At 46.0% G+C, this 12,011-nt stretch carries 11 protein-coding genes and 1 pseudogene; 1 reads left to right on the forward strand and 11 read right to left on the reverse strand.

The features are described 5' to 3' along the window. Positions 1 to 4: 4 nt before the first annotated feature. The 10 genes from spaP to invF are packed head-to-tail and all read right to left on the reverse strand — an operon-like array spanning position 5 to position 10,260. A complete protein-coding gene (spaP, locus tag SBG_RS12945) occupies positions 5 to 679 on the reverse strand; it encodes an SPI-1 type III secretion system export apparatus protein SpaP (RefSeq protein WP_000526018.1) in 675 nt (224 codons plus the stop codon). Beyond that, positions 669 to 1,580 (reverse strand): YscQ/HrcQ family type III secretion apparatus protein, encoded by a 912-nt coding sequence (locus SBG_RS12950; protein WP_000058743.1) that lies wholly within the window; start codon positions 1,578 to 1,580, stop codon positions 669 to 671. Before SBG_RS12950 ends, spaP begins: the two co-directional genes overlap by 11 nt. Further along, positions 1,580 to 2,581, reverse strand: coding sequence for a SpaN/EivJ family type III secretion system needle length determinant (locus tag SBG_RS12955; protein ID WP_000503130.1), 1,002 nt, complete (start codon positions 2,579 to 2,581; stop codon positions 1,580 to 1,582). The genes SBG_RS12950 and SBG_RS12955 overlap by 1 nt, the downstream gene beginning before the upstream one ends. Continuing rightward, positions 2,581 to 3,024, reverse strand: a complete 444-nt coding sequence (gene spaM, locus SBG_RS12960) for an SPI-1 type III secretion system protein SpaM (protein WP_000555888.1) — start codon at positions 3,022 to 3,024, stop codon at positions 2,581 to 2,583. Before spaM ends, SBG_RS12955 begins: the two co-directional genes overlap by 1 nt. Next, positions 3,002 to 4,297 carry a SctN family type III secretion system ATPase InvC gene (invC, locus tag SBG_RS12965; RefSeq protein ID WP_000856768.1) on the reverse strand — a complete coding sequence of 432 codons (1,296 nt, stop codon included), beginning with the start codon at positions 4,295 to 4,297 and terminating at the stop codon, positions 3,002 to 3,004. The genes spaM and invC overlap by 23 nt, the downstream gene beginning before the upstream one ends. Continuing rightward, the gene (gene spaK, locus SBG_RS12970) at positions 4,294 to 4,701 is read right to left on the reverse strand and encodes an SPI-1 type III secretion system chaperone SpaK (protein WP_001164074.1); all 408 of its coding nucleotides are present in this window, start codon (positions 4,699 to 4,701) and stop codon (positions 4,294 to 4,296) included. Before spaK ends, invC begins: the two co-directional genes overlap by 4 nt. A gap of 23 nt (positions 4,702 to 4,724) precedes the next feature. After that, positions 4,725 to 6,782 (reverse strand): type III secretion system export apparatus protein InvA, encoded by a 2,058-nt coding sequence (invA, locus tag SBG_RS12975; RefSeq protein WP_000927211.1) that lies wholly within the window; start codon positions 6,780 to 6,782, stop codon positions 4,725 to 4,727. A 24-nt stretch (positions 6,783 to 6,806) separates the two neighbouring features. After that, positions 6,807 to 7,925 carry a type III secretion system gatekeeper InvE gene (invE, locus tag SBG_RS12980; RefSeq protein ID WP_000612165.1) on the reverse strand — a complete coding sequence of 373 codons (1,119 nt, stop codon included), beginning with the start codon at positions 7,923 to 7,925 and terminating at the stop codon, positions 6,807 to 6,809. Next, positions 7,922 to 9,613, reverse strand: coding sequence for a type III secretion system outer membrane ring protein InvG (gene invG / locus SBG_RS12985; RefSeq protein WP_000848096.1), 1,692 nt, complete (start codon positions 9,611 to 9,613; stop codon positions 7,922 to 7,924). Before invG ends, invE begins: the two co-directional genes overlap by 4 nt. Then, the gene (gene invF, locus SBG_RS12990) at positions 9,610 to 10,260 is read right to left on the reverse strand and encodes an AraC family transcriptional regulator InvF (protein ID WP_015702985.1); all 651 of its coding nucleotides are present in this window, start codon (positions 10,258 to 10,260) and stop codon (positions 9,610 to 9,612) included. Before invF ends, invG begins: the two co-directional genes overlap by 4 nt. 456 nt (positions 10,261 to 10,716) lie before the next feature. Between invF and SBG_RS12995 the strand changes: the two genes are divergently transcribed. Further along, positions 10,717 to 11,160 carry an invasion protein gene (locus SBG_RS12995; protein ID WP_000715087.1) on the forward strand — a complete coding sequence of 148 codons (444 nt, stop codon included), beginning with the start codon at positions 10,717 to 10,719 and terminating at the stop codon, positions 11,158 to 11,160. 427 nt (positions 11,161 to 11,587) lie between these two features. Here the strand turns inward: SBG_RS12995 and SBG_RS13000 are convergent. Continuing rightward, positions 11,588 to 11,872: pseudogene (locus SBG_RS13000) on the reverse strand (integrase); the annotation flags it as partial. Positions 11,873 to 12,011: the final 139 nt, after the last annotated feature.

The following is a 12,011-nucleotide window of genomic DNA, read 5'->3' on the forward strand; positions in this document are numbered from 1 at the left end:
GATGTCATGTTGCAATGTCCATATACTGTAATATCAATCCCTTAGACAGTAAGGTCCAGCCATCAAGCGCGACAAAAAGCACCAGCTTAATGGGTGTAGATATCGTCACCGGACTCATCATCATCATCCCCAACGCCAGCAACACGCTGGATACCACAAGGTCGACGACGACAAAGGGCAAATAGAGATAAAAACCAATTTTAAACGCGCTTTTTATTTCGCTCAGCGCATAGGCAGGTAATAACGCAAAGATTGAAGGTTTTTCAATTTCTTCTTTATCACGTTTTACCGTTTCAGTCTCTTCTCCATATTGACGCTTCAGTTGCGCGCTTTCAAAAAACTGGACTAACTCCCGATCTGAATACTTGATCAGATAATCACGGTAGCCGTCCAGCCCTTCATCAACATGTTTACTTAATGACGAAATATCATTAAATGAAACCCCTTCGTCCTCAAAATAGACGTAGGCATCGTGCATTATTGGCCACATAACAAACATTGAAAGCAGCAAGGCGACGCCGTTAAGCGTCATATTTGACGGTATCTGCTGCAGTCCCAGGGCGTTACGCACCATGACAAATACAATCGAAAACTTAACAAAACAGGTTCCTGAAGCAATAATAAAGGGCAACAGGGTGGAAAATGCCAGTAAGGCAATTAATGAGATATCATTTCCCATTACCAGACTCGCTCAACCATTCATGAATCTCAACACCTAAGGTGTCATTCATCTGTACCAGCTCGCCATTTCCAAGCAAAACGCCATTCGCCATAATCTCAACATTCAATTCAGCATTTGTCGGCAGCGATAATAGCTGTTGCTGTCCTATCGCTTCGAGATCGGCCAGAGTCACGTTCTTACGATGCAAAACAAATTCCAGTTTGACGGGTAATTGATTCAGGCCAGGCAGAATTCCTGCAGTTTCTGTTTCATTTTTTTCTTCTTCGATATGCTGAATATCTAACGTTTCCACAATAATTCCCCCTTCAACACGGTTGAAATGACCTAACTTTTTCGAATAACAATAAACTTCCGCACTGGAATGGCGAATCAGGAGCACATCGCCAATCCCGATACGGCCCAGTAGCGCTCGCTGCGTGTCGCTACTACCGATAACAAAACGTAACGGCCAACGCAGATTTTTCGGTCTGCCTCCTCCGGCGGCGGGCAGTTCAGGAAGATGCTCAAACCACAGGCCCCCCCGCTCGGTCATAACATGCAGCAGTTTCCCTTCTGGCAGTGCGCTTCCCGGCACCGGATCCTCCACATATAAACGCCGGCAGGACAAATGCGGTACGGGTAATTCAAATGGCCGCTCTGTCGACGCAAGCCAGGGAACAACCAGATGCTCAGCGCCGGCAGAAACCGCCGCCCCCGCCAGAGCAGGAGAAACATGTTCAAGCCAGTCACGGGGTTTAATCCAGGCCGACCATCTTTTTTCTGCATCGCTCACCCGAACCCACATTCCCTGTCGCGTCGGATACTCCAGCGTGGCGTCCTGGCCGTTGCGCAGGCATGCTGCCGCGGTTTGAGCCAACCGCCATTCGCGGCGCTCGATCTGTCTCACACGCAAAGACATCAGGCGTCATCCTCCTCGCCAGAATGCTGTCCGTGCTGTTGCTGCTGCGGGTTTTGCTGATCGTCTCGCATCAGGTGCCAGCGCTGAGGGTTACCGTTCTGCCATTGATCATGCAAACGATGCTCAACCTGCGTATTTGACGGTATTAACGAAAACTCCCCTGCCTGCCGCGCCTGAATATTGACGGAGTAGTCATTTCCCCAGCGCTGAAAACGGTAAGTCAGCGAGTTATCATCTCCCTTCACCCCATCGGTGATCGGGAAAGTCGTCATCGCCTGTTTTGAGTGCGCCGCTAAAGGCATATTTTCATCACCACCGGATAATTGGCTGAGATCGGCAATCGTTGTGGGTTGCAGGGAAAGCTGAGAAGCCTCTTTGATCTTCTTATGATCTTTATCATCAGACTTACTGGTATTGGTTGCCGCCATACGGGAAGAGGCGACATCCCCCGCCAGCGGCGTTCCGTCTTTACGAACGCCTTCGCCCGCGATAACTTTATGATCTCCATGGATCGCCTTGACATTATCGTCCGTGACACCCATGGCGTTATCCGCTAATTCACTGACGGCTTTTAAGTCAGTGGATAATTTTTTACTGCCGACTTCAGCTACCTGCATATTCCTGGACGATAATAACGCCGCGGTTTTATCTGCTTTCTTCACGTCTGATACCAGCGTGACTGATTTTTCAGATGTGACCTTCAACAATTTCTCTGCAATCCGAAAATCGCCTTTCACATTATGCTGCAGACCCGAAGCATGACCACTGTGCTGTTCTGATTTCGCTGGCGCGCCCTGTCGCAGTGCCGCCAGTAAAACGGGTAATGCTGTTTCCTTATGCATAACGAAAGTATCGCCATATTCGCGATCTTTTTTGTCATCGATATATTCTGTCTTATGTTTTTCCAACGCTTTCTTTAATGCTTCTGATAAACCGCTGACCTCATCCTGCTGCGGCAGTAAAAAATTTCTGGATGAACTGACAGATGACACATCGCCCATTAAATTATCTCCTCTGACTCGGCCTCTTCCTGCTGTATCTCCCGCTGAATATAGAGTCTTTTCTGACGGATTATCCAACGTTGATAGTTGCCTTCTTTACGCAACCAGTACTTACTTTTTTCCTGATACTCTTGTCTTTTCTTTTCCAGTTCGTCCCGTTTTTCCTGAATTTGGGTAATTTGAAGTTCTAAATCTTTTATCTGCCGACGAACAATAGACTGCTTACGTAATAACGAATAAATTTCTTCACGGCTCAGTTGTCTGTTTTCTGCACGCAGCGTATCTAATAGCAATTTCAGACCCGCGATCTGTTCAACAATCGCCGCCTCCTCAGCCTGCAATCTACGGTCCTCATCCTGATAGCGAAGTAATATCGACTCACACTGGGAATGAAATACCGTACAGCGCCGCTGCAGCACTTTAATTCTGGTCAGCGAATGCATTCATACCGCTCAACGTGTCATCAAAAGATGAATATTGCGCCACCGGCTGGCATAACCAGGCTTTCAGGCTATCCCGCATTTGCATCGCCCGATCGTTATCAATATTCTCACCGGGACGATATTCTCCTAAATCAATGAAGAGCTGGAGCTCTTCCAGGCGCGTCATTAATTTACGTACAGCAGAAGCCTGCTCAGCATGTGTCGCCGTCGTAACTTGTCCAAAAACGCGGCTGACACTTTTAAGAATATCAATTGCCGGGTAATGTCCCTGCCCGGCCAGCTTTCTGCTCAGATACAGGTGTCCGTCAAGAATAGAGCGAATTTCATCTGCCATCGGATCAGCCTCATCCTCACTTTCCAGCAGCACCGTATAAAAGGCAGTAATGCTTCCCTTCCCCGTCGCCCCAGGACGTTCCAGTAAACGGGGCAAATTATCGAATACGGAGGCCGGATAACCGCGACGGGCCGGACGCTCGCCTGACGCCAGGGCCACGTCTCGCAAAGCACGCGCATAACGGGTCATAGAATCGATAAAGAGCACAACCCGTTTGCCCTGGTCGCGGAAATATTCCGCTACGGTTGTCGCCAGTTGCGCCGCATTGCAGCGGTCCACCGAGGGAAAATCGGAGGTGGCAAAAACCAGAACACATTTTTCTTTCTTATGTGAGGCGCGCAGCATATCCACGAACTCAGTGACTTCACGGCCTCGTTCGCCGATAAGGCCAATAACAAAGACATCCGCCTCCGTTTGTTCGATTAGCATATGCATCAGCATGGTCTTACCACATCCTGCAGAAGCAAAAATCCCCATTCGCTGACCTACGCCACAGGTCAAAAGCCCGTCAATCGCCCGAACGCCGGTAATCAGCGGTTCATGGACACCCACGCGCGACGCATAAGAAGGCGGCGCGACATCAATGACGCGTTCCTCGCTAATCGGTGCCACTTCAGAGGTAAAACGCTCAACGATTTTCCCCGTCGGGTCTAACACCGCGCCCAATACCGAATATCCTACCCACGCTGATAACGCGCGCCCTGTAGGATAAAGCACCACATCGCGGGTCAATCCCTGGGCATTGCCGATAAGGCTGAGCACAGTGCGCTCCCGTTGTAAGCCAACGACCTGCGCGCGTGCGACGACCTGTTTTTGATGCCAGCCACGGCGTATTTCACACAGTTCGCCGATGGCCACATCACGCAATTCCGCTTCAATGATTGGGCCCGTTATTTTTTGTGGATAGGCCAGATACTGAAGTAAACGAGGTGTTTTCATCTCATTAGCGACCGACTAAAAACTTCCAGATAGTTGTAAAATCCATTCAATGCATTAGAGAATTTCTCACCGTCTGATAAGAAATCAGGATGAACTAAAGCTTTAAGCGTTAATTCCCCATTCTGTTCCCCTAATAACAATTGTCCGCCGCGGACAAATTGGCATCCTTCCATTATGGTCATTAAGATTTCATAGGCTCGCTGTTTTAATACTGCCATACTGTCAGCACCTAATTGTGACCAGATCCATACATCATCATCCTGAACGCTGATACAGATACTGGGTAATGCAAATAAATCCAGAACAATTGTCGAGTGACTATCTATTCCTCCAATTAATGCTGGATCGCAACCACTCACTTCCAGTGCGGAACGAACTAATTCAGAGATATCCAAATGTTGCATAGGTCTTTTCCTTAATTAAGTCCTTATATCGTTTTTATTACATTCACTGACTTGCTATCTGCTATCTCGCCGAAAGATAAAACCTCCAAATCCGGAAAACGACCTTCAATCATTTTCTTAATAAAACGACGGACATCAACAGACGTAAGGAGGACAAGATCTTTATGTGCAATCAACAAATCATCCAGCTTAAGCGTAATGAGATCCATCAAATTAGCGGAGGCATCCGGTTCAAGACTGAGGAAGGTGCTGCCAGAAGTCTGGCGAATACCTTTACGAATAATATCCTCAGCTTCGGCAGACACCATTACTGCTCGTAATTCACCGCCATTGGCGAATTTATGGCAGATATAACGTGCCATGGCTCCACGAATATGTTCCACCAGGTTAATGACATCTTTTTCTCTTGGCGCCCACAATGCGAGCGCTTCCATAATTAATTTCATATTACGCACGGAAACACGTTCGCTTAACAAGCGCTGTAAAACTTCAGAGATACGTTGTACCGTGGCATGCCTGAGAACTTCTTTAAGTAAGTCAGGAAATTTTGCCTCCAGCTGATCCAGCATATGTTTTGTTTCCTGAATACCAAAATACTCATTAACGTTGCGCGCCAGAGTTACCGCCAGACAGTGATAAAGCTCGTCAAGCGCATTCCGCAATACATATCCAAGTTCCCGAAGTTTTTCCCCTTCTTCGTACGTTACCCAAAAATACTGGCTGCTACCTTGCTGGTGAGTCGTTGGATTAATGCCAAAGGTAACAACTTCATCGGAATAATTTACCACTCGCATTAAATCAAAATAGACCGTAAATTGTTCAACGCGGATCTCATTAATCAACAATACGATGCTGTTATCGTCCAGTCCCTCACCATCTCGTAATAATACTTCTGGCAGTCGTACGCCATAGTCAATAAAGAACTGACTCCGCAGGCGCTCCGCAAGCTGCGCTTTTTCCAGATCCTCGCGTCGACTCTTCGGCACAAGCAATATCAATGGAACAGTCTCAGTGGAAACTTTATCGAGATCGCCAATCAGTCCTAACGATGTCCCCTCTTTTTCCTCAATACTAAGCGGCTGCTCGCCTTTGCTGGTTTTGGGCGCGCCTGCGCTACGTTTCGCTTCACGGAACTTAAAATAGAAAAGTACGCCTAAAACTACCGACAAAATGACAAATACCGGCAGCGGGAATCCCGGCAGAGTACCCATTGAAATGGTCAGAATAGCCGTGACAACCAATACAAATGGGTTGTTCAACAGCTGCATCATAATGTTACGCCCCATATTATCGCTATCGCCATTTACGCGAGTCACGATAAAACCAGCACTAATCGCAATCAGCAGTGCAGGGATCTGGGCGACAAGACCATCACCGATGGTCAACATGGTATAAGTAGATAGTGCGGTAGATAAATCCATGCCATGGCGGGTCATCCCCACCGAAATACCACCAATAAAGTTCACAAAGATGATAATAATGCCTGCGATGGCATCACCTTTGATAAACTTCATCGCACCGTCAAAAGAACCGTAAAGCTGACTTTCTCTTTCCAGTACGCTTCGCCGTTCACGCGCGGCATCCGCATCAATAATACCGGCTTTCAGATCGGCATCAATACTCATCTGTTTACCGGGCATACCATCCAGAGAAAAACGGGCCGCAACTTCAGCGACACGCTCTGAACCTTTTGTAATAACGATAAACTGAACGACAGTAACAATAGAAAAGACAACAAACCCCACCGCCAGGCTATCGCCAATAACGAATTGCCCGAATGTGGCGATAATTTCCCCGGCATCAGCTTCAATCAAAATAAGACGGCTGGTACTGATCGATAATGCCAGACGAAAGAGCGTTGTAATTAACAGTACCGCAGGAAATGTTGAAAAGCTAAGGATTCTGTCAATGTAGAACGACCCCATAAACACTAATATCGCCAGCACGATATTCAGTGCGATCAGGAAATCAACCAGAAAGGTAGGTAATGGGATGACGAACATAGAAATGATCATCACCATTAGTACCAGAATCAGTAATTCAGGTCGTAAACGAGCACTGTTAAGTAGAGAAAGCAGCACTATAGGTATCCTGTTAATATTAAATTAAGATGGCGTTTCAATGGTACGACGCTGCTCTACCATTTCATGCTTGTAGGCAATATCAGTCATACTACGTAACGCCATTAACAATTCTTCCTGCCAGTACTCTTCATAAAAAAGTGAAGTGGGTATGGCTTTACATACTTGATAAAATATTTGCAAAAAAGACGCATGTTCTTTATGGCTTAGCAGTAGCGCATTCACCCCGATAATATCGGCTAACAACGCATCGACTTCATGTGGCTGTTGCAATAGCGAAAGCATTAAGAGTAACCACGATGATTCCTCCGCATTAAACGCTTTCGTAAATGAATACGACAACAGCGTACTCACAAACAGCAGGTCAGCGGAGCGCAACATTTTAAGTTGCGTCAGGCGCCTTAAAAGCTGACCAAATTCCAGCCGCGAACAGCTGGCATCATTTGCGTCGATATCGGTTAACAGCGAACCTTCAATAAAATCCAGCACCACCAGTCGTCGTTGGTAGCCATAACTGGCTATCCAGTCAGAGTAAATCTCCACTTCATGAGACTCACTCTGGAGAAATTGCCGATAGCTGGCGCGTAACAACCCCGGTTTTAGCGATAATGTTTTTCCAAAAAGCCGGGCTTTCAATGCGCAATTAATCCCTGCCTTGAGGGTCTTAGGATCGGTTTGCTCTTCAACATGCTTAAGTAACGACTCCAGTTTTTTACGCACGATCTCTTCCAGATCTTTACGCCGAAGGAGTTCACGTAAAACAAGCACTAAATCACTGGGGTCTGGAAACAAACTACGCGCCTGGCGCAAAAAATCTTCTAACGCGCCGCCATGTACGCTAACTAGCTTTAATATTTGTTTCGCCTTCGGTAACGCCTCATCTTCCAGCACTCGTTCAAAACTGTTAGACAAATTACTGGATTTTTTTTCGTAGTCGCGACGGTTACGAAATTGCGCCAGCGCCGCTGACATTTCATCTGTTGACTGGACAAATTTCTGTACTTCAGCCCCAGGTGATGAGTCCTCTGCAGCCTGTTGTATTTCAGCCTGTTGAGCATCAGTATGCTGCGTGGCATCCTGATGTGATGTCTGTTTAGACAAAATCCTGGAAAATGAAATACCGGCGGTTGAACCTGGAATCATTTTATGGTCTCCTGATTTCTATCCAGATAAACACGAACCCATTTTTGTAACTTATCGTCCCCACTCCAGGTACCGCTTTGTTTCAGAATATTATTTACCGATTCACTGGCATCCGGCGTTAACGGGTCGACAATCTCTTTCGGTTCAATCAGGAATACACGGACAACATTACTTTTATTTTTACTGGAATAACGGAACAGACCACCAATAAACGGTATTTTGCCTAAAAACGGGACACTCTGAACGGTATCTGTATTAGCATCTCGCGTGTAACCACCAACCAGTAAGCTTTTTCCATGTGGTACTCTTGCAATAGTACTAATTAACGTTCGCCCGACTTCTGGTAATGCATCTACGGAGGCGGTGATATCGGTTTTTGGTATTGTCTCGTTACCATCTTCAATATCCAGTGACATTTCTATCTGACCATCTGCGGAAAAACGGGGCAGCACTCTGACCATCGTTCCGTACGTAACATGCTCAAGCGCAACATTTCGTTCCCCAATCAGTTTGGTATAAAACGTTCTGTTGTTATCGAAAATAGCGGGAACATTTTCCTGAGTCAGTAATACCGGGCGAGAAACTACCGTCGCCTGTTTCTTCTCTTCTAACGCATTTACCGCGGCGATAAACCGGCTGCCGTCCAGAGTACTGATTGAAGACTGGTTTAATGACACCCCCAGTTTGTCCCCGATAGTGATGCTGCCGCTCCAGGATGCGCCCAGGCGTTCCAGATCGCTTTTATTAAGATCGACAATCCACAGGGATAACTCGACGTGCCGTTTGGCAACGTCCAGCGCTTTAACCAGCATTTCGATAAAATGCACCTGTTCCGCGGTTCCCTTTACTAGCAGGCTATTCGTATCCGGATAGGCCACAATTTTAATATCGCCCGCCGCCGCATTTTGCTTCAGCGCTTCCTGAAGGCTCATGCCCCCCGCATAATTTGCAGGTTTACCTTTCTCTCCATTCGCTGAAAATGCAGGCATCGTGGGCACAGGTTCGCTACTGGCAACATTCCCTAAGGGTTTTTCTTCCCCCTGCAATAGCCTTTCAATGGCCGTGGCAATCCCGGGAATAACTATTTTCTGGTCGCGGAGATTATAGGTACGATCGCCCACGAAAGTATTATTCAGGCGCATCACCCCTATTTTCTGGCGTCCCAGCTCAATACCATCGTTTTGCTTATCCATCATGGTAGCGGCGTTAACCACCATATCAACGTAAACGGGTGGCCCAGAAACATAGAATGTACCTTTACGGTTATCGCCACGTAACGGATAATTCTTATTATATAAACCAGACCGTTTCAGAAAGTTGTTAAATTCATTGAGCGAAACGTTCCGTAAAGAGACGACGGCATTACGCATTTCACTGGCGTCATAAATATAGATGGCCTGCCCATCGAAATACCAAATCAGTCCCAGTTGCAGGGAAAGCTTTTCCAGCAATGCGTTAGGATCGTTGAACTCAAAGTTGCCGGTTATTTTTTTTCGTGCCGCCATTTTACTAACAATCACAGGCTCCTTCAGCTGTAGTGCCATGGCGTCGAAAAATGTCCGCAGGCTATCGTCTTTCGCGACAAACCCACTTCCTGTTACAGGTATTTTTTCACTTGAATAACCCGGTGCTACCAGAATAAGCGCGGCACATGCCAGCACTCTGGCCAAAAGAATATGCGTCTTCATTTGTCTGCCAATTGAATAATATTTGATAATTTCCGCGGCGAAACGCCGATCAGCTCTTTGATCTCATTAGAGAAATGTGAAGGCGATGAGTAGCCGTTATTGACGGCTAATTTCGTGATATTCTCGTGTCCTTCTACGCTTTCCAGCAGCGATTGCGCCATACGCCAGTTTCGTAATTCACTCTTCGCTTTACCGCCTAATGCCCTGCTGCACAAACGACGAAAGTGGGTATAAGAAACGCCATAGTCTTCTCCCAGCATTCTCATTGTACTGCCGCTGGTGGACTGAGCGAGTAAATAGCCGACTAACCAGTAACTCTCGCTTTTTCGCAAAAGCGATAATATTTTATTGAAAGCCGGAGAAGGTGTAATAATTTGCTGCAAAAACCAATACTCACAGCGTTTACGATCCTGCCAGATAGCACGATACTCGGGGCTCAGCAAAACCCATTTATCATGTTCAGCGTATGCCGTATCCATCAACCCGGCACCATCAATAAACGCCAGCAATTTGCTGAGTATTTCAATTTTTAACGGTCGAAACAGCAGGTCTCCTGATACTGGTGCGACAACAGCCTGCTCGATAAAAAGCAGGGCGCCTTCCTGAACCGGACAAAACTCATCATGCCGGCCCTCAGAAAATGACATATGCAGCTTCTGTGAAGAACCAGCCTGCATAAACCATGCTTCCGGGCTACGGATTCTTCGTTTCTCTCCTTCCTTAAGTACTTCCTGTGTATTTAGCATAGTTGTCAGCACCAGTTAAAAATTATTTTAGTATGTAAACAATACCGGGGTAGAGTGACAAAATCCTGATGCAATCATTATGAATCCGATGTCGTCCGCAAATTAAATTGTTCAACCAGCATAGTGCCAGGTTATTTAAAATAGAAAATTAGCCCTTAATATATAAATCCTGGCTTATTATTCTGTTGCAACAAAAACGAGGTAAACGCCATCGCGATGAAGAATTAACTATTTATATCAGGATTTTTTTTTGCTAGCATTCCTGAAACACATCTCTCTTTTATAACCTGTGCCAGGCGATGCTCTGACGCAGTTATAAAGACATCGAGCCTCATTCTTCTGTAACAGGAGTGTATAGTGAAAAAATTTTATAGTTGTCTTCCCGTCTTTTTCCTGATCGGCTGTGCCCAGGTACCATCCCTTTCCTCCATAAGTACACCAGCCCAACAGTCTGAGACGCAGAAAGAACAGCAGGCTAACGCGGATAGTATTGACGAATGTATGTCTCTGCCATATGTTCCGTCAGAACTTGCGAAGAATAAAACATTATCAAATCAGAACACTGATAATTCTGCATCAAAAAACGACAAAATCAGCTCAAGCATTTTTTGCGAAAAATATAAAAAAACCAAAGAGCAAGCTTTCACCTTCTTCCAGGAGCATCCGGAATATATGCGCTCGAAAGAGAACGAAGAGCAGCTAATGACTGAATTTAAAAACGTCTTACTCGATCCCCGCAACAAAAATTTAAGCATATATCAAACATTGCTTGCTGCTCATGAAAGACTACAAGCCTTATAACGCAGCGCCCCTCCTGAACCAATCAGGATATAATTAAGACCAGATCTGGCATTGTCATCTAATAATAATATAATTACTATAACTGTGGTCACTTTTACGATTGGCCACCTGTCTCTTACGTTGCATTTATCAATCTGCTTTTTGATACAGCAGCGCCTCGCTGCTGCTTTTTTTATTTGCAATAAAGAGCTATTCTCCTGCAAAAAAAATAACTGTAAATCATAATGTCAATCTGTTGGCTGGTATATCGCGGTAAACGTACATCCCCCCCTTTTGCTGACATAGTCTTTTGAAGAACCGTTTCCAATAAAAAAGTTCACAGTGTCTATTGCTGTCGCCAGATAGGTCTGATACTCATTCCTCCATGCCGGGAATAACACCGGAGGTTTACCACCACACATTTTTCAAGAAGAGAGGCATTTCGTCAGGTCAGCTTCATGGTTTCAACGAGTTTGCGAGCGGCCTCGCGCGCCTGATCAAGACTGGCAAAATCTGAAACATGACTCATCAGAGATCTGATACTCTCTTGCAGTGCTTTGCCATTGGCCTTCTGGCAACACTGATTTTGACACCACTCATGGCTGTCAGTGATAAGATATGCCTTCCATTCAGGGCTGGGTAAGTCGTCAACTCGTTCTTGCTGGCCAGGGTTTGGTTTCACGTCGAGAGATAACTTATTGATTATAATCGACTGAGTAAGCGTCATTTTCATAAATGTATACCTGCAACTAGCGCGTATACCCGATACTATCCGGTATACTTCTGGTACACAGATTTATCGATTTACATGGGCTAAAAGCGGCACCATATGTGGCCACTTGAGTACCTGAAAGACTTAAAAAACGAGTAAA

Origin of the sequence: Salmonella bongori NCTC 12419 (assembly GCF_000252995.1) — a bacterium.
Classification (GTDB): Bacteria; Pseudomonadota; Gammaproteobacteria; order Enterobacterales; family Enterobacteriaceae; genus Salmonella; species Salmonella bongori.

Bases quoted from the DNA above. Each gene is read 5' to 3' on its own strand.
- spaK (WP_001164074.1), bottom strand. From the start codon at position 4,701: ATGCAACATTTGGATATCTCTGAATTAGTTCGTTCCGCACTGGAAGTG.
- SBG_RS12955 (WP_000503130.1), bottom strand. From the start codon at position 2,581: ATGGGCGATGTGTCATCTGTCAGTTCATCCAGAAATTTTTTACTGCCG.
- invG (WP_000848096.1), bottom strand. From the start codon at position 9,613: ATGAAGACGCATATTCTTTTGGCCAGAGTGCTGGCATGTGCCGCGCTT.
- spaM (WP_000555888.1), bottom strand. From the start codon at position 3,024: ATGCATTCGCTGACCAGAATTAAAGTGCTGCAGCGGCGCTGTACGGTA.
- SBG_RS12950 (WP_000058743.1), bottom strand. From the start codon at position 1,580: ATGTCTTTGCGTGTGAGACAGATCGAGCGCCGCGAATGGCGGTTGGCT.
- invE (WP_000612165.1), bottom strand. From the start codon at position 7,925: ATGATTCCAGGTTCAACCGCCGGTATTTCATTTTCCAGGATTTTGTCT.
- spaP (WP_000526018.1), bottom strand. From the start codon at position 679: ATGGGAAATGATATCTCATTAATTGCCTTACTGGCATTTTCCACCCTG.
- invC (WP_000856768.1), bottom strand. From the start codon at position 4,297: ATGAAAACACCTCGTTTACTTCAGTATCTGGCCTATCCACAAAAAATA.
- invF (WP_015702985.1), bottom strand. From the start codon at position 10,260: ATGTCATTTTCTGAGGGCCGGCATGATGAGTTTTGTCCGGTTCAGGAA.